The organism is Nocardia carnea, from assembly GCF_029868325.1.
In the GTDB taxonomy this organism is placed as follows: Bacteria; Actinomycetota; Actinomycetes; order Mycobacteriales; family Mycobacteriaceae; genus Nocardia; species Nocardia carnea_C.
Window position 1 is genome coordinate 1 of record NZ_JARWNW010000099.1, and the last position, 16,329, is coordinate 16,329.

The 16,329-nt window shown below is 65.2% G+C and carries 15 protein-coding genes and 1 pseudogene; 14 read left to right on the top strand and 2 right to left on the bottom strand.

What is annotated here, in order from left to right:
* The first annotated feature begins 196 nt into the window (after positions 1 to 196).
* From QH196_RS06610 to QH196_RS06625, 4 genes and pseudogenes are all read left to right on the top strand, one after another.
* Positions 197 to 502 carry a DUF2469 domain-containing protein gene (locus tag QH196_RS06610; RefSeq protein WP_011210678.1) on the top strand — a complete coding sequence of 102 codons (306 nt, stop codon included), beginning with the start codon at positions 197 to 199 and terminating at the stop codon, positions 500 to 502.
* Positions 503 to 910: 408 nt separating this feature from the next.
* Positions 911 to 1,267, top strand: coding sequence for a YraN family protein (locus tag QH196_RS06615; protein ID WP_280414861.1), 357 nt, complete (start codon positions 911 to 913; stop codon positions 1,265 to 1,267).
* A pseudogene (locus QH196_RS06620) lies at positions 1,267 to 1,491 on the top strand (magnesium chelatase domain-containing protein); the annotation flags it as partial. The gene QH196_RS06615 and the pseudogene QH196_RS06620, both read left to right, overlap by 1 nt.
* Before the next feature lie 65 nt (positions 1,492 to 1,556).
* A complete protein-coding gene (locus tag QH196_RS06625) occupies positions 1,557 to 3,038 on the top strand; it encodes a recombinase family protein (protein ID WP_280414862.1) in 1,482 nt (493 codons plus the stop codon).
* A 156-nt stretch (positions 3,039 to 3,194) separates the two neighbouring features.
* Here QH196_RS06625 and QH196_RS06630 read toward each other — a convergent pair whose 3' ends face one another.
* Positions 3,195 to 5,354 carry a hypothetical protein gene (locus QH196_RS06630; protein ID WP_280414863.1) on the bottom strand — a complete coding sequence of 720 codons (2,160 nt, stop codon included), beginning with the start codon at positions 5,352 to 5,354 and terminating at the stop codon, positions 3,195 to 3,197.
* 306 nt (positions 5,355 to 5,660) lie between these two features.
* Between QH196_RS06630 and QH196_RS06635 the strand changes: the two genes are divergently transcribed.
* The 5 genes from QH196_RS06635 to QH196_RS06655 all read left to right on the top strand — a co-directional run bounded on the left by QH196_RS06635 (position 5,661) and on the right by QH196_RS06655 (position 9,147).
* The gene (locus QH196_RS06635) at positions 5,661 to 5,879 is read left to right on the top strand and encodes a hypothetical protein (protein WP_280414864.1); all 219 of its coding nucleotides are present in this window, start codon (positions 5,661 to 5,663) and stop codon (positions 5,877 to 5,879) included.
* A 2-nt stretch (positions 5,880 to 5,881) separates the two neighbouring features.
* The gene (locus QH196_RS06640; RefSeq protein ID WP_280414865.1) at positions 5,882 to 6,289 is read left to right on the top strand and encodes a hypothetical protein; all 408 of its coding nucleotides are present in this window, start codon (positions 5,882 to 5,884) and stop codon (positions 6,287 to 6,289) included.
* A gap of 174 nt (positions 6,290 to 6,463) precedes the next feature.
* A complete protein-coding gene (locus QH196_RS06645) occupies positions 6,464 to 7,225 on the top strand; it encodes an HK97 family phage prohead protease (RefSeq protein WP_280414866.1) in 762 nt (253 codons plus the stop codon).
* Positions 7,226 to 7,228: 3 nt separating this feature from the next.
* Positions 7,229 to 8,725, top strand: a complete 1,497-nt coding sequence (locus QH196_RS06650) for a phage major capsid protein (RefSeq protein WP_280414867.1) — start codon at positions 7,229 to 7,231, stop codon at positions 8,723 to 8,725.
* Between the two features lie 248 nt (positions 8,726 to 8,973).
* Positions 8,974 to 9,147, top strand: a complete 174-nt coding sequence (locus QH196_RS06655; protein ID WP_280414868.1) for a hypothetical protein — start codon at positions 8,974 to 8,976, stop codon at positions 9,145 to 9,147.
* A 1,657-nt stretch (positions 9,148 to 10,804) separates the two neighbouring features.
* On the opposite strand, the gene QH196_RS06660 is transcribed toward QH196_RS06655, so the two are convergent.
* The gene (locus tag QH196_RS06660) at positions 10,805 to 11,050 is read right to left on the bottom strand and encodes a hypothetical protein (protein ID WP_280414869.1); all 246 of its coding nucleotides are present in this window, start codon (positions 11,048 to 11,050) and stop codon (positions 10,805 to 10,807) included.
* A 30-nt stretch (positions 11,051 to 11,080) separates the two neighbouring features.
* On the opposite strand from QH196_RS06660, the gene QH196_RS06665 reads away from it, so the two are divergent.
* The 5 genes from QH196_RS06665 (at position 11,081) to QH196_RS06685 (ending at position 16,097) form a co-directional block, all read left to right on the top strand.
* Positions 11,081 to 12,391 carry a YifB family Mg chelatase-like AAA ATPase gene (locus tag QH196_RS06665; protein ID WP_280414870.1) on the top strand — a complete coding sequence of 437 codons (1,311 nt, stop codon included), beginning with the start codon at positions 11,081 to 11,083 and terminating at the stop codon, positions 12,389 to 12,391.
* Between the two features lie 171 nt (positions 12,392 to 12,562).
* Positions 12,563 to 13,687: a DNA-processing protein DprA gene (dprA, locus tag QH196_RS06670; protein WP_280414874.1), complete on the top strand. Its 1,125-nt coding sequence runs from the start codon at positions 12,563 to 12,565 to the stop codon at positions 13,685 to 13,687.
* Between the two features lie 553 nt (positions 13,688 to 14,240).
* Positions 14,241 to 15,164 carry a tyrosine-type recombinase/integrase gene (locus QH196_RS06675; RefSeq protein ID WP_280414871.1) on the top strand — a complete coding sequence of 308 codons (924 nt, stop codon included), beginning with the start codon at positions 14,241 to 14,243 and terminating at the stop codon, positions 15,162 to 15,164.
* A gap of 216 nt (positions 15,165 to 15,380) precedes the next feature.
* A complete protein-coding gene (locus QH196_RS06680; protein ID WP_280414872.1) occupies positions 15,381 to 15,767 on the top strand; it encodes a YidH family protein in 387 nt (128 codons plus the stop codon).
* 9 nt (positions 15,768 to 15,776) lie between these two features.
* Complete coding sequence (locus QH196_RS06685) at positions 15,777 to 16,097, top strand: DUF202 domain-containing protein (RefSeq protein ID WP_280414873.1); 321 nt, start codon at positions 15,777 to 15,779, stop codon at positions 16,095 to 16,097.
* The last annotated feature ends 232 nt before the right edge of the window (positions 16,098 to 16,329 follow it).

The window sequence follows — 16,329 nt, forward strand, 5'->3', positions numbered from 1 at the left end:
ATTTGCGGCGGCCGCCCCGCGGGGGGGGGGGGGGCCCCCCCCCCCCCCGGTGCCCCCCCCCCCGGCGGGGGGGGGGCCGCGGCCGGTTACGCCCCCTCGCCGAGGGGCGGTCGACCGGCCCACGGTGACATGCGCAGGCAGCATGAGCGATGATGACAACACACGCATGGCGGCGAGAAGGAGGACGTTCCACCCGATGAGTGCCGAGGACCTCGAGAAATACGAAACCGAGATGGAGCTCTCGCTGTACCGGGAGTACAAGGACATCGTCGGTCAGTTCTCGTACGTGGTGGAAACCGAGCGCCGTTTCTATCTGGCCAACTCCGTGGAACTGCGGCCGCAGAACGCCGACGGTGAGGTGTACTTCGAAGTCCGGATGAGCGATGCCTGGGTCTGGGATATGTACCGGCCGGCACGGTTCGTCAAACACGTCCGGGTGATCACCTTCAAGGACGTCAACATCGAAGAGCTGGAGAAGCCGGACCTGCGGCTTCCGGAGTGATCCGGCGCCGGGACGGTTGATCCCGTCCGGTGCCGGAGGGGTGCGCACTCCGGCGACCGGGGTCGGGCGATCACTCCCGGCGCGCACCCGGTACCCGGGACGACTGCCTGACGTTGCCCATCTGCCGGCCCCGCCCGGCGGCGGGCGTGACGCCATGCCCGGCTCGGTACCTGCGCTGATGCGGCGGTACGCGGAGACCTCCGGCGTGAGTCATCACGGCCGTGCCCGGGAAATCCGCCGGCTGCTGCCGGGATTCTGGATAGTGGAGGTGGTCGGCCGGAGCGCGCGGTCAGGGACTTCCAACCTGCGCGTGCCGATACTTGTCCACAGGATCGCGTTGTCCACAGGTTCGTTGTCTTCCCAGGTCGCCGGTTCGCACCGCGGCGGACAGCCGCCGAAGCTGACCGGGTGGCACACAACACGGCGCTCGGCGCGCAAGGGGAGGAACTGGCGGCGCAGTATCTGCAGGCCGCCGGAATGGACATCATCTGCCGCAACTGGCGCTGCCGGTACGGCGAACTGGACCTGATCGTCCGCGATGCGGGCGTCACCGCATTCGTGGAGGTGAAAACGAGGTCGGGTCTCGGATACGGGATACCGGCCGAAGCCGTCACCTACGAGAAACAGCGGCGGATCCGCCGGCTGGCGTTGCTCTGGCTCACGGAACAGGACGGGCCGTGGCAGCGCATCCGGTTCGATGTGGTCTCGGTCCTGCTGTCGCGGACGGCGCAACCCGTGATCGAGCACCTCGAGGCGGTGTTCTGATGCCGCTCGGCCGGGCCTGCTCGATCGCCGTCCGCGGGATCGACGGACAGGTCGTGGAGATCGAGGCCGATATCGGGCAGGGGCTGCCGTCGGTGCACCTAGTCGGCCTGCCGGATACCTCGCTACAGGAATCGCGCGACCGGGTACGGGCGGCCGTGGCCAATACCGGCGAGAAATGGCCCGATGGGCGGGTGATCCTGGCGCTGTCCCCAGCAACGCTTCCGAACGGCGTTACACAATTCCGTGTGATTAGGCAGAAATGGCGGCTGACCAGGAGGAAAATAGGATTATGGCCAGCACAGCTGTTCGCCAGGGTGACCTACGCCAGGTCCAGACGGCCCGCAGAGCCGTTGTCTACGCCCGCGTGAGCAAGGACCCATCCGGCCGGGTGAAATCGGTCTCGGGACAGATCCAGGACGCCGAGCGGGTCATCAGCGCCAACGGGTGGACGCCGGGGCCGGTCATCACCGACAACGATCTCAGCGCGTCGCGCTATGCGGTGAAGGATCGGCCCGGCTACCGGCAGCTACTCGCCGAACTGCGGGCCGGTGACGTACTGGTCTTGTGGGAAAGATCACGTTCCGGCCGGAAACTCGAAGATTGGGTGGAACTGCGGCAGCTCTGCACGGTGCTGGGGGTCCTGCTGTGCATCTCCGGCCGCGTCTACGACATGAGCGACCCCACCGACCGGCAGACACTCGGATTTACGGCCGTCCAGGATGAGGCAGAGTCGGACCGGCTGAGCAAGCGGATCAGAGACGAGAAGAGACGAACAGCCGAGTCGGGCGGCGTGAACTCGAAACTCCCATGGGGCTACCGTCGCGAATTCACCGGTGGCGCAAAACAATTCCACTGGGTCATCGACGAAACCTATGGGCCGATGGTGCGGGAACTCGCCGATCACCTACTAGCGGGTAAGTCCATCTATTCGCTGTGCCGACAGTGGAATTCGGCCGGGCGCTTGCATCCGAACGGTAATCCCTGGTATCCCAAGCTCATCCGGTTCTCTGCTATGAACCCGGTCTATGCCGGTCGCAAGGTGCATCGCCGGCGAGATATCGGACCTGGCGGGACATGGCCTGCGATTCTGTCCGAGTCCGAGCACTTCCGGCTGCTGGCTCTGCTCGGTGATCCATCCCGGCTGACACACCGCGGAGCGGCACCCCGTCATCTCGGTTCGGGAATCTACGAATGTGGCCGGTGTGGGTCGACCATGGCCAGCAGGCACAACGCCTACACCTGCAAGGCACATGCGCATGTGAGCCGCCGCGAAGACTGGACGGACAAGGTTGTGGTCGCCGCGGTCCTGCAAGAGATCGAAGACTGGCAGTTCCACACCCTGGTTCTCGATATCGAGGAGGACGACGACGGCAACCTACTGCTACCGGCCGATGCGGAGAGCCAGCGCTGTGCCGACAAGGCCGCGGAGCTTCGTGGACGGCTGGATTCCTTCGTGCTCGAGGCCGCCGCAGGCAGGTTGTCGGCCGGTGCCCTGGTCCGCATCGAGGCCGAACTACTGCCACAGATCGCCGACGCCGAACAGGGCGCGAAGCGGGTCACGGTGCCTCCCCTCGTCGCCGCGGTCGCACGCAATCCCCGGCAGGTATGGGAAGGCTTGGGAGTCGAGGAGAAGCGGTCCCTGTTGCGTCTGGCGGTCCGTGTGGTGATCCTGCCGACCGGGCGCAGGGGCCGCGTGTTCGATCCGGCATCGGTGGTCGTCGAGTCGAGGTTGCCGGACCGGGCGGCGCTGGCGCGTTTCGTCACCGGCTGAACACCGCGGTGGAGGGTGTGCCCAGAAATGTCGGTAGACCCCGAAGGTGGGCCAGATATGTAAGAGGGGGCGCGGGGTGTCTCTGCTCTGGCCTACCCCGCCTCCCACCCTTCTCTACATACCCAATACACACTTACTTACTTATTTGGCCAACCTTCAGTCGAGGAGATCCGGCGCGAACCGGCTGTCGGCCAGCGAGTAGAACCACCGGGACCGGCCATCCGCGCTGTACTCGCGCTCATCGCACACCAGCAGCCCCAGCATGTGCAGCGCCTGCAACTCACGATCCACCGTCTTGCGCGGCTTGCCGATCCGCTTGCGTACATCCTGCGTCGGGCTGTCCGGGTGTTCGGCGATATCCCGGAGCACGGCCAGCCGTAGCGGTGGCACCGAATCGCGGGCACAGCGCATCGCCAGCGCCATAGCGTCGGCCCGGTTCATCCCCAGCGCCATCGATCCCCGGAATACCTGCTGTAGCTGCTTCGCGTACCGGGTCGGTGCCTCCGGCGCATGTGCGTCCACCACATCGCCCTGATAGTCGCGCTCGACCGCGGTACGCGCCAACGTCACGAGATCCGCCGCCGCAAGTAGCCGGTCGCGTTCCTCGTCCGACAGGTCCCGTATCCGGCTACCGTCCACACCGGCCAGCACCGCCGCCGCCGCCGACGACAGTTCGGCCCGCATGTCCGTCTCTCGCCCGGTGTTTGCGGCCGCCATCACCGCCGCCGCCCGCCGAGCGATTGGGTTGCCGGAATCTACCCGCACGAGCACGAACCGATCGCCCATGGTCGCGACGACCGCGTGGTGTGTGTCCCATGCCGTGGTGACCGCGCCGACGACCGCGATACGGCCTATCCACTCGAGTGTTCGCCCGCCGTCTGTGCCCAGGGCGCGACTCCACCGGCCGTCGTAGACCTCCCGGAGGGCAGCCAGTACCTCGCCGCGCGTCTCCCGGGGCATCGACAGAATCGAGGTCACGTCCTTGACCACGAGCACTCCGCGCGGCTCCAGCTTGCGCAGCAGGCCGCCGGTCGCCCCCCTCACAACTTCCTTCCGGGCGGTCCCGGACAGTAGGGCACCGATCGAGCTGATAGTCGAGGTGACGATTGCGCCCGATCCGCCCAGCGCCTGCACGGTTTCGGTCTTCGCGTTGCCGGGGCCGGACACCAGCAGCACCCAGAGCGGATCACCGTCCAGTCGCTCTACCGCCGCCGCGAGCACGACATCCAATGCGGCCATGTCGTAGTCAGTTCCGAGCCACTTCGCGAATACGGCATGCGCGGCGTCCAACGAGATCGGCTCGACCGCCGGCGATACGGGGTCCGATTCCCCGCCGCCGCAGATCATTTCGTTGGTTGCCTCATCATCGGCGCGGTTCGGGGTCCGGCTCAGCTTCTCCCATATCCGCTCGAAGTCCTTCGCGTCATCCGCCCGCTCGCCCAGGTCGCCGCGGGTGTGGACGTATCCGCGCAATACCTCCTTGGCGAGACTCGCCTGCCAGCCGACCGCCATGATGTTGTACAGCAGGTTCGATCGATCATCCGTCCGGCTGTCGGCATCGGTAACCTTGTCCAGTGCGGCGCGCAGGGTGTCGTTTATCTCCGAAGCAAGATCGACGTTCGCCGGCTCGGGTTCCGGCTCGGGAGACAACCCCGCCGCCAGCGCCGCCGCGAGATCCACGCCCAGGAATGCGGCCAGCTCATCCGGCGTCCACTTCCGCGACGACCGCTCGGCGAACCACACGACCGGCACCGGTTCATCGCCCTTGTGATTCAGCGTCCCCGGCACCCGTAGCACGTCATTGTCCTTGTGCTTCCCGTCGTGTGCGCCGATATAGGCCGCCAGCCCCTTGCACAGCGCCTCGAACTCCCACGGCCCTACGGATTCGGTTAGCTCGACGAACACATGCCGGTTCCGCACGCCGTTGTGTTCACTGCCGGAATACCATCCGAATGCACCTAATTCGGTTAGTCGGGTTTCGGTTTGCTCCGGCGTCACATCCTCGCCCAGTTTCTCGGCGTCGTAGTCGGCATGCGGGTACAGCCGTTTGGCTGCGAGATGTTCACCGCGCTTTCCGCCGGGCATCAATTGGTTGCAGAGATAGACGTTGCTGTGTCTCTGCTGGATTCGTGCCCACCTGGTCAACTTCTCACGATCGCGCGGCCATTTGAACCGGGTTCCGTCGCCCTCGTGCCAGTCGTCCTCACCGCGGAGTAGGCCACCGTGGGCCCAGCCGGGCCGGTCGGCGAAGAATGTGTCGAGATAGAGCGCGATATCCGCGGCGAAGGTTTCGGGGTGGCTGTAGTCTGAACTCATACGAGAGTCCTCCTCGTTTTCCGCCCCCGGTTGGAATCATCCGCCAGCCGGGGGCACCTTGCTGTTTACACCTCAAACGCTACGGGCAATTCCGGCCTATGACTGCGCGAAATACTATTGACAGTCTGCCAACAAGCCAATGCCGTAGGGGGCAGCAGAATTCGCCGACCGCGATTAGGCTGACTTGGAGGGCGTCGACACCTCCCCAGGCCACGCGCCCTACCCGGCTACCGGCGATGGTCAAAGAATGGGCATTCAACCATCGCCGGTAGTGCGTTGAAAGCCAAGTGAATAGAGGTCAATCGAATGAAGCCCAACGATAAGACCGTATCCGAAGAGAATGCAGAGTTTTTCGATCCGCAAGGCGTACAACGATTCATCGATGCATTGAAACAGCCCCAGCAAAACCATGTGTGGGGACAAAGTGCTGTCGATGATGTGAACTACCGGCGCAGATGGGACAAACAACGTCGCAAGGCCGCCGATGCCCGTAAACCGGAGCGCTACAGCTACAGGGGGCGATGAGAATGACCTCGACAGCATTCCAGCAGGAACACCCGCGGCAGACCCTCTACCGTCTCCTCGCGCAGGCCGACGACAACCCCGATGTGCTCTACACCCTCGGCTCGATCTACACCCACCTTCACGACGAGGCTGTATCGCATGCTGCCCGGGGTGATGCGGTCGCCGCCCAGTTCATCGCCGCGCTGTGCACCAACCTCACGCAGGAATGCGGCGCGACCGAACTCGGCTATGGTGCGGTCAATGTCGGCAAGCAATATGCGCTGACCATCATGTCGAGGCTGGCGAAGCGATTCGAAGATATGCCGTGGGCGCTGGAACTCCTCGGCGTGTTGTGCGATGTGATCGCCGCGGATGCCATGGCCGCCCAGACCGTCCCCGATACGCTCCCCGAAGCCTGGTCAATGGGATAGCAACCCGACCACCCATTACCACACCGGTATTGCCACACCGCTTTTGACCGCCATTTTCGCCGGCGACCCGGTAGTATCACTGATAGCTCGATCGCGCTACCGCCGGAATTCACCCCCGGCATAGTCCCCGAACTCGGCGAATCGTACTAGCGCGCCTTCAGAATCGAGCCACCAATGACAATCCTGTACCGCACCGGTAATTCCGAGCCCGACTCGACCGGCCGGACCATTCACGGTATCGCGGTCCCCTACGGCCAGACGGCCCGGATCAGCGACTACGACGGGGAATACCTCGAAGCCTTCGCACCCGGTGCATTCGCGAGATCGATTCAGGACCGCGGACACAAGATCCCGTTGATGGTGCAGCACGAGCGGAGATCACTCCCCATCGGCCGGGCATCGAAACTGACCGAGACCGATGATGGTTTGCACGCTGAGTTTCTCGTGAGCCGGACAACTGCCGGGGATGATGCGCTCACCCTGGTTCGGGATGGCTTGGTGGATTCGTTCTCGATTGGCTTCCGGCCGATTCGGCAAGAGACGCGGATGGGCACCGTGGTTCGTGTGGAGGCCAGTCTCTCGGAGGTATCCCTGGTGACCAGTCCGGCATATGCGGGGGCGCTCATCGGCGGTGTGCGGGCACAGGACATTCGACGGCTCGACCTCGATACCGCATGGCGACGCTACAAACTGGAATTCGAGGTATTCGACCGGAGCGACAAAGAACCATATGGCTCGGTGGAATACGCGGACCCCGGTTACCAGAAGGACGGAAAGAAGCGGTACCCGCTGGATTCTGAACGCCACGTCCGGGCCGCCTGGAGCTACGTAAACATGCCAAAAAACCAAAAGGCATATACGGCACAGCAACTGGCGCGGATCAAGGCGAAGATCAAGTCGGCCGCGAAGAAATTCGGAATAGAGATCGAGGATTGAACAATGACTATCAAAGACAAGAACGGGCGGGTGCTCAGCATCGACGCCATGAAGAACGAACGCGAGGAGATCCGCGGCCAGCTCGAGGACATGCTCACCCGCGCTGGCGGACCCGAGATGCTGGGGGATGATGCGACCGAATTCGACAGGCTCACCGATCGATCCGTGTTGCTGCGCGAAGAGATCGAGGCCGCTACGGAACGCATCGAAAATGTGAAGCTGTCCATCTCCAGCGGTGAACTCGAGGGCAGATTGCTACCGGCCACCGGACCCGCCAAGCCCAAGCCGGAAGACGACCCGGAGCAGGCACCGCGATTCTCGTCCGGGCCCACCAACACCCGCGGCGATGTGTATACCCGGGCCATGCGCCAGCTCGACCGCTCCGTGAAGCACGAGGTCATCCCCAGCCGCGGCGCAGAGATCGTCGAAGGTCTCATGACGCAGGGGCCCCAGCAGTCGCAGAACTGGACTCAGCGCTGGTCCGCGGTCGCCGGCTCGGATGCCTATGCACGCGCCTTCGCGAAGCTGGTCAACGATCCCGAGCGAGGCCATCTGACCTGGACTGCGCAGGAATCGGAAGCCTATCGGCAGGCCGCCGCGGTGCAACACGACCGGGACATGACCATCGGTACGGATTCCAAAGGCGGACACCTCGTTCCCCAGCATCTCGACCCGGCGATCATGCTGACCAACGCGGGCAGTCAGAACGACATTCGGTCGCTGGCGCGCGTGGTCACCATCGCAACCTCGGAGTGGAATGGTGTGACCTCGGCGGGGGCATCGGCAGAGTGGGTTGCTGAGGCTACCGAAGTTGCCGACGGCTCACCGACTCTCGCACCGGCACCGATCTCGGTCCACAAATATGATGTGTTCGTGCCATTTTCGGTCGAACTAGAGGACGATGGGGCACAGTTTCTTTCGGAGCTGAAGAACGTCATGCAGGACGCGGTGCTCAACCATCTGAATCTGGCCTACACCACCGGCTCAGGATCGGGACAGCCCTCGGGATTCGTAACTGCTTTGGCGGGTGGATCTTCCGTTGTCGCGGGGGCCGGTGAAGCGCTGGACGCATCCGATCCCTACGATGTGCAGAACGCGCTACCGGCACGATTCCAGGCCAACGCATCATGGGCCGGACATCTCGCGACGCTGAATACGCTGCGGCAGATGGAAACTACGAATGGCGCCCTGAAATTTCCCGGGCTGCACAACAATCCGCCGAATCTCCTCGGCCGCAAGGTAACCGAGCTGAGCTATATGGATTCGACGATCAATCCGGCGGCGACCGAAGCGAATCATGTCTTGGCGTACGGGGACTGGAAACAGGGCTTCGTAATTGTCGATCGCGTAGGCGCTTCCGTGGAGCTTATTCCCCACCTAATGGGCGCTTCGCGTCGTCCTACCTTGCAGCGTGGCGTAATTCTGTGGGGGCGGACCGGCTCCGATGTCGTGGTGGATAATGCGTTCAGGCTGCTGAACATCGCGACCTCGGCGGCGTAAAATAACTGGCACAACTGAATAGAGTGTCCGGGTGGATTGAAGACATCTCCTTCTTCCGCGAAGATTCACCCGGCGTCGGACACCGAGAGTTGCATGGTTGACCCCCTGCGTGGCTGGCTCTCGGTGATCCGGCAAATGTGATCCGGCCCGGTTCATTTTCCGCCGGGACTCTGAGGGTAGGCCTCCTGGAGTTTCGGTCCCCTTGTCGGCCGGGCCGGATCACCCCTAATAAGAACGGGGGCACGCCAATGGCGACTGACGAATACGGATTGCGGACCATCCCGACCACACGATTACTACGCCTGCGCGAGATGGCCGAACGTCAAGGCAACACCGCGGCGGTCACCGTTATCGATCGCGTACTCGAGGCCCGCAAGCCCAAGCCACCACCGCCCGAGCGACTCGAGGTGCTGCCGTGGTAGATCTGCTGATTCCCTGGTCCCTCGACCCCGGCGCTGTTGTGCATCCGCGGGCAATCATCGCGCGTTGTGGTTGTGCGAAGATCTTCGACGCCGTGACGACCCTCGAGTACGACCCAGCCGGCGAACCGATCACGGTAACCAGACATTGGGGGCGATCCAATTGACCAAGCGCGCGGTGAATCCCATCTACAAAACTCGTGAGTGGCGAGAGTGTGTGGAATGGGCGAAAACTCATCTACCGTGGATATGCCACTATTGCGGAGAATTGATCGATCCGAACATATCCGGTCGCACTCGCTGGGGTTGCACGGTGGATCATGTCGAATCAATCCGGGACCGGCCCGATCTGGTGTATTCATTCGCGAATCTGGCTCTATGTCATAACCGGTGCAATGTATTGCGAAGACAGGGAATTGAATTCGATCCCGATAGGGACAGCAGGATTGCAGCGATAACGGGGGCGCAACCCATCGCACAAACCTCCTCGGTCAAAAGGGTTGCCGGACATGCAGGACCAGGACTCTGCGGAATTGATCACGAGAGCGCTACCTGCGAGCCGACGTTCTCCCGTCACTGGTAATCCCTTGTGTGGTAACCACTGCCCTTGCCCATCGATATGCACACCACACACAAGATCATTCTCTACCTTTGATCAGAATGTTCTCTGATCTTCCTTGATTCACTCATATCCAATCTGCAAGTAGCACATACCTAATAACAAACACACATACTCAATATCCATTCATATCAACACATCTCATATGCACATATGACATACACACATGATGCACATGCACACCACACTCACACCACATGTGCACATACCTCATATCCCTATGCAGCGCATGCCCTTTGGTCTATCGGCATCGACAAGGAATCGGAAACGGATTACGGATTACGGAAATCGGTTCAGTACAACATCTTTCGATTCTTCAAGGACGTTGCCACTCTTTGCCGGTCCGTGGTGGGTCCCATATATCTGGACAGTTGACCAGTAGCCTGCCGCCCCGCGCGCTTGGTTGGTGTCGGTGGTCGCGTCGGCGCTGGTCTGTGGGTCCCATACAGCCGCCAGTGAGCCCTAGAGCCTCCTTGCGACCGGCCAGCGTGCGCGTACAGCGATGTTCTACCGCCTGCCGATGCGGAGAGACACGGCCGCCGACAGGGAGGACGACAGGGCCCCCGGGGGGGTATGCGCGCGAATCAAGATCGATCACGCTTCTGGACGCTCGTCCAATTTACTTTCCCTCTCTAGTACCAAAAGTTGTACCAAATGCCCCAAAAATGGGCTTTACCAGGGCTTTTCGGGTCTCGAAACCCGTTGAAACGGCCGGAAATCGGTTGAAACGCCGGAATAACGCTCTGATCAGCACTTTTGGGCAAAAAAAACGGCCCGCTCAAGCCGGGAGACACGGCCAAACGGGCGATACGGGGCAGTTCTAGGTCAGAAACCGCCGGACAGCGTGATCAGGGTGCGGGTGAACCAGGCTAGAAGATCCTGCACGAGAATGTTCACGTCCAGGACGGCATCGAGGTTCCACATGATCGTTTTTCACCTCCTTTCGGAGCAGGAGGGCGGCCAGCCGCTGAGAACTCATCTCGATTGCGGCCAGCAGGCTATCCAGGAAGGCGATCCAGTCGGCAGGCATGACGGGCGCTCCTAGTTGGCGGTGTGCTGGGGGGCCGCGGTGGCGCAGTAGGCATCGATCCGGGCCAGCAGGTATGAGACGACGACCTCGTGAGGCCAGCCGGTCAGCGGGCTCAGATTGATCATGAGCTGCTGTGCGTCGGCGAGGGCAGTCCAGTCGATGCGGCCCTGTAGCTCGGACAAGACCAGGTAGCGGGCCAGGGCCTCAAGCGCGGTATCGAAGGCGGCGACGGTTTCAGGATCGGGCTGTGCGGGCATGATGTGGCTCACTTTCGGGCGGTTGGTAGCTTGCTCCCCGTATATCGACAGCCGCCGAAGGTCGGCTCGACCTACGATCTGGCGCTGGCCGTCGCCGTGCTGGACGCGGCCGATATCGTGCCCTCCGCCAAACTCGCCGGTACGGTCCTGCTCGGTGAACTTGCGCTCGACGGTCGGCTGCGCCGGGTCCGTGGGGTCCTGCCCGCTGTGCTCGCGGCGCGGCGCGCGGGCCGGAAAACCGTGATCGTCCCCGAGGAAGCGTTGTGCGAGGCAGGGTTGGTCGCGGGGATCCGGGTCCTCGGTGCGCCCACATTGCGCGCCACACTCGATTGGTTACGCGGGGAGCGCGAGCTTGCGGAATCGCCTGCCCCACCGCCGCATCAGGCCTCGCCGGTGGGTGATCTACGCGATGTCGCGGGGCAGCACGAGGCGCGGTGGGCGCTGGAGGTCGCCGCGGCCGGTGGGCACCATCTGCTGCTGACCGGCTCGCCCGGTATCGGGAAAACCATGCTCGCGCAGCGGCTCCCGGGTGTGCTGCCGCCGCTGTCGGAGAACGAGGCGCTGGAGGTCACCGCCATCCATTCGGTGGCCGGTACCCTCTCCGAGGAACAGCCGCTGATCACCACACCGCCGTTCGTCGCGCCCCATCATTCGACATCGGTGAGCGCCATGGTCGGCGGCGGATCGGGTTCGGCGCGGCCCGGCGCGGTCAGCCGCGCCCACCGGGGCGTGCTGTTCCTGGACGAATGCGCCGAAATCGGTGCCAAGGTGCTGGAGGCGATGCGGACTCCGCTGGAGGAGGGCGAGGTCCGGATCGCCCGCCGGGACGGAGTCGCGCGGTTTCCGGCCCGGTTCCAGCTCATCCTGGCCGCGAACCCCTGTCCCTGCGCCCCCGCCCGCGATGTGGACTGCATCTGCGCGCCGCTGGCCCGGCGCCGGTATCTCGGCAAGTTATCCGGCCCGCTGATGGACCGGATCGATATCTGGATGCAGATGCATCCCATGTCGTCCGCCGGGCTGGCGGCCGCGGAATCCGAGGACAGCGCGACGGTCCGCACCAGGGTCACGGCCGCTCGCTCCGCCGCGGCGGCTCGCTGGCACGAATACGGCTGGCGGACCAACGGCGAAGTACCGGGGCACGTCCTGCGGCGGCAATTTCCGCTACCCGCCGAATCCACGGCACCGGTGGAAGCGGCGCTGCGGCTGGGGCGGATCTCGGCCCGGGGAGCCGACCGCGCGCTCCGGGTCGCCTGGACGGTTTGTGATCTGCGCGGCGGTGATGTGCCCACCGCACACGATGTCATGCAGGCGCTCAACTTCCGGCAGCGGGGAACACAGTGACGGCCGGGCAGCCCGGGGGGGGGGGGGGGGGGGCGGGGGGGCGGCGCCCCCGGGCCGCCCCCCCGCCCCCGCGGGGGGGGGGGGGGGGGGGGGGGGCCCGCGCCCCCCCCCGGCCGCAGACAGCTCGCATGGGCCTATCTGTCCCGGGTGGTCCTCGGGCCGTGCCCGGCGCTGACCGCGTTGATCGAATCTGTCGGCGTGGTGGAGGCGGCACGAGCCGTCCGGGAACGAGAACTGCCGCAGGTTCTGCACGCCGCGACAGCGGCGCGCCGTGCGGAAGATCGTGCCGCCCGGGATCTGGAAACAATCGGAGGGCTGGGTGGCCGGCTCGTCACCCCCGACGACCCGGAATGGCCGGCCTGGCGCATGCTGGGGCTCTCGCAGCTACCGCCGGGACGTGACCCCGACGGCGGGGTGCCGCTGGTGTTCTGGGTGCGCGGGACCGGCGATCTGATCGAGCTGACCGAACGGTCGCTGGCAGTGGTCGGCGTCCGATGCAGTACCGGATACGGCGATCGGGCCGCCGGAGCGCTGGCCGGAGATCTCGCGGCCCGCGGCTGGACCATCGTCTCCGGCGCGGCCTTCGGTATCGACGGTATGGCCCATCGCGCGGCACTCGCCGTCGGCGGCACCACGATCGCCGTCCTGGCCTGCGGTGTGGACCGGCCCTATCCCGCCCAGCACGATCGCCTGCTCGACCGGATCGCCGAAACAGGTCTCGTGGTCAGTGAATATCCGCCGGGCACCACGGCCCGCAAACATCATTTCCTAGCCCGGAACCGGCTCGTCGCGGCCCTGTCCGATGGTGTCCTGGTGGTCGAAGCGGGACTGCGCAGCGGTGCGCGCAATACGGTGAAATGGGCTCGCCGGATCGGCCGTCCCGCGATGGCGGTGCCGGGGTCGGTGGATTCCGCGGCCTCCGCCGGCTGCCACCGAATGATTCGAGACGGCGAAGCGGTTCTGGTCAGCACAGTCGACGACGTGCTCGCTGATGCCGCACCACTACACATACCGCCGGTCGGCGGCTCGGAGCCGACTGCCGCACACCAGCTCACCGCAGCACAGTTGTCGGTGTACTCGGCTCTGCCCGATACCGGCGGACGCTGGCCACACGAATTGTGCGCTACCACCGGGCTGACCATCGCCGAGGTCCGTGCCGCGCTGGCGGCCCTCGATATGGCCGAGTTGGCCGGGAGCGCCGGGTCGGGCTGGTTCCGGATACGCCATGGACCGCGCACCTCGGCCGACCGGCGGGCGAACAGCGGTGTGGCGCCGGCGCATACGTCGGAGGCGTGATTCGAGCGGCAGCGGGCGAAGACTGCTGATTCATACCAGGAACTGCAGACCGGGCCGCCCGCACCGGTCCCCAGCGTCGTCCGGCCGAAATTCGGCCGGCTCGGATATCGGAACGGCGGGTTCACGGTCACGGGTGTCGCCGCCGGGACCGGCCGATGCGCGCAAGGCGCTCCAGGGATTCGGTGCGGATGTCGTTGACGAACCAGCGGTACCGGCGCCGGCGCTCCGATCGCGTGGAGCCCCGTTCCGATATCGGCAGGTCGGTCCGATGTCGGTACCCGGGGCGGCGGCCCCCTTCGAGCCGTCACCATGATTACCGGCCACGGCGAAGGCGGACGTCGCATCGGCCGCTTCGGTATGACTCTCGAAGGCAGTCCATGCGGAACGCCTGGTCGGCATCCAGCCGGTCCAGCCGCGATTTCTGTCGCGCGCAGGTTGTGTGAACCCGGTGCGGGCCGAAACGCCGCGGTCGCCGCGGTGACGGGGCAGGTGACGGTGGTCGGTTACGGCGCGTGGGGTTGCGGAGCTTCGAGGCACGGGCAACGGTGTGGTGGTGGCGGAATTACCCGAGGACCTGGAAGCTCTGCTGACCGAATACGGGAGATATCTGGAACTCGGCCGTAACCGGTCGGCGCATACCGTGCGCGCGTACCTCGGCGATATCCGGTCGCTGCTGCGGCATCTGCTCGGACAGTCTGCCGATGCTTCGCTGCGTGAACTCGACCTGACCACGCTGCGGTCGTGGCTGGCGGTCCATGCGGAACAGGGCGCGGCGCGCACGAGTATGGCGCGGCGTGCCTCCGCGGCTCGGGCCTTCACCGCGTGGCTCACCCATACCGGCCGGCTCGACCGCGATCCCGGCCTGCGGCTGGCCGCGCCCAAGGCGCATCGCAGCCTGCCCGCGGTGCTGGGTCAGGAACAGGCCGCCCGGATCATGTCGGCGGTGGAATCGGGTGCGGCCCAGCATGATCCGATGGCATTACGAGACAGATTGATCATCGAACTGCTGTATGCCACCGGTATCCGGGTCAGTGAGCTGTGCGGTCTCGATATCGACGATGTGGACCGGGAACGCCGGGTCGTGCGCGTACTCGGCAAAGGACGCAAGGAACGGTCCGCGCCGTTCGGGCTGCCGGCCGACCAGGCGGTCCACAACTGGCTGAATCATGCCCGGCCGATGCTGGCCACCTCGGATTCCGGTCGCGCCCTGTTGCTGGGCCGGCGCGGCCGGCGCCTCGACCAACGCCAGGCCCGGACCGTCGTGCACGCGGCGATATCCGCAGTGCCCGGCGCCGCGGATATGGGCCCGCACGGGCTCCGGCATACGGCGGCCACGCATCTGCTCGAAGGCGGTGCCGATCTGCGGATGGTACAGGAACTGCTCGGCCATGCCAGCCTGGCCACCACCCAGCTCTATACCCATGTATCCATCGAACGACTCCGTACAGCACACGACCAGGCGCATCCCCGGGCGTGAGCGTCGGTCGCTTCTTGCCCCACCACGTAGGGTGTCGACCGGCCGACCTGGCTGGACCGCCGGCGTCTTCCGTGCCCGGCTCGACATGCCGGAAGCGGAGTGTGGACGTGGACTCGTGGACAGCGCGGCGTTTACGCTGTCCAGCGGATCCGTGCAGCAGTGCCCGAAGGCGGGCCGGGAGGTGAGCGTGCAGACCGCGACCAGTGCGAACAACCGATGAGCCCGGTACCGGAAGTGGCCGGGGAATCGGGCGCTGACGAAACACCGGAGCCGGCAGTGGCGCCGATCGATTACCGGTTCACTCTCGCCAACGAGCGCACCTTCTTGTCGTGGATTCGTACGGCACTCGGGTTGCTCGCCGGTGGTATCGCTGTGCATACCGTGGTGGTGGAGCAGTGGCCGTCGGATTTCCGTTCCGTGCTGGCGGTGAGCTGCCTGCTGCTGTCGCTGGTGGTGGCCGTCGGCGCTTTTCTGCACTGGCGGCGTATCCGGTCGGCCATGGACGAGGGCCGGCCTCTGCCGGGCACGGTGCTCGTCCCGGTACTTTCCGCGGGTACCGCGTTCGTGGCGGTACTCGCCTGCGTGGCAGTACTGCTGCACTGAGGTGTGCCGATGCCCGATTCCACCGAAATCCGATTGGCCGCGGAACGTACCGCGCTGTCCTGGCGGCGAACATGCCTGGGCACGGTGGCGGTCGCGCTGTTGCTGCTCCGCGCGGTGCTGCAGGCCGGCTGGGATACGGCCGCACTGGCACCCGGTATCGCCGGTCTGGTCCTGCTCGTCGTTGCCGGTGTGGGCTACCGCCGTAATCTCCGGTTGCACCGAGGTGCAGGCGGCTCCGGCTCGACGACCATCCTGTGGACGACTGTTGCGGTGGTCGTCGCTGCCACCGTCGCCATCGGCTTCGCGCTGGCCACACCGGTCGCCGGCTAGCGAATTCCGGACCGAACCGCATAACTACCGGCCACGACTCCGTTGATATCGGCCCCGGGGGGGGGGGGGGGGGGGGGGCGGGGGGGGGCGCCGGCGCCCGGCCCGGCGCGGCCCCCCCCCCGTGGGTCAGCGCAAAATACGAGGGGGCCGCCGGGAGGGCCCCGGCGGGGGGCGAGGGTTACAAGTAGCCCGGCACCACGAGGGGATAGTGGGGCCCCCCCCGGTCTTAGGG

Bases quoted from the DNA above. Each gene is read 5' to 3' on its own strand.
- QH196_RS06685 (WP_280414873.1), top strand. From the start codon at position 15,777: ATGCCCGATTCCACCGAAATCCGATTGGCCGCGGAACGTACCGCGCTG.
- QH196_RS06630 (WP_280414863.1), bottom strand. From the start codon at position 5,354: ATGAGTTCAGACTACAGCCACCCCGAAACCTTCGCCGCGGATATCGCG.
- QH196_RS06660 (WP_280414869.1), bottom strand. From the start codon at position 11,050: ATGCCCGCACAGCCCGATCCTGAAACCGTCGCCGCCTTCGATACCGCG.
- QH196_RS06645 (WP_280414866.1), top strand. From the start codon at position 6,464: ATGACAATCCTGTACCGCACCGGTAATTCCGAGCCCGACTCGACCGGC.
- QH196_RS06680 (WP_280414872.1), top strand. From the start codon at position 15,381: ATGAGCCCGGTACCGGAAGTGGCCGGGGAATCGGGCGCTGACGAAACA.
- QH196_RS06610 (WP_011210678.1), top strand. From the start codon at position 197: ATGAGTGCCGAGGACCTCGAGAAATACGAAACCGAGATGGAGCTCTCG.
- QH196_RS06650 (WP_280414867.1), top strand. From the start codon at position 7,229: ATGACTATCAAAGACAAGAACGGGCGGGTGCTCAGCATCGACGCCATG.
- QH196_RS06640 (WP_280414865.1), top strand. From the start codon at position 5,882: ATGACCTCGACAGCATTCCAGCAGGAACACCCGCGGCAGACCCTCTAC.
- QH196_RS06635 (WP_280414864.1), top strand. From the start codon at position 5,661: ATGAAGCCCAACGATAAGACCGTATCCGAAGAGAATGCAGAGTTTTTC.
- QH196_RS06625 (WP_280414862.1), top strand. From the start codon at position 1,557: ATGGCCAGCACAGCTGTTCGCCAGGGTGACCTACGCCAGGTCCAGACG.
- QH196_RS06655 (WP_280414868.1), top strand. From the start codon at position 8,974: ATGGCGACTGACGAATACGGATTGCGGACCATCCCGACCACACGATTA.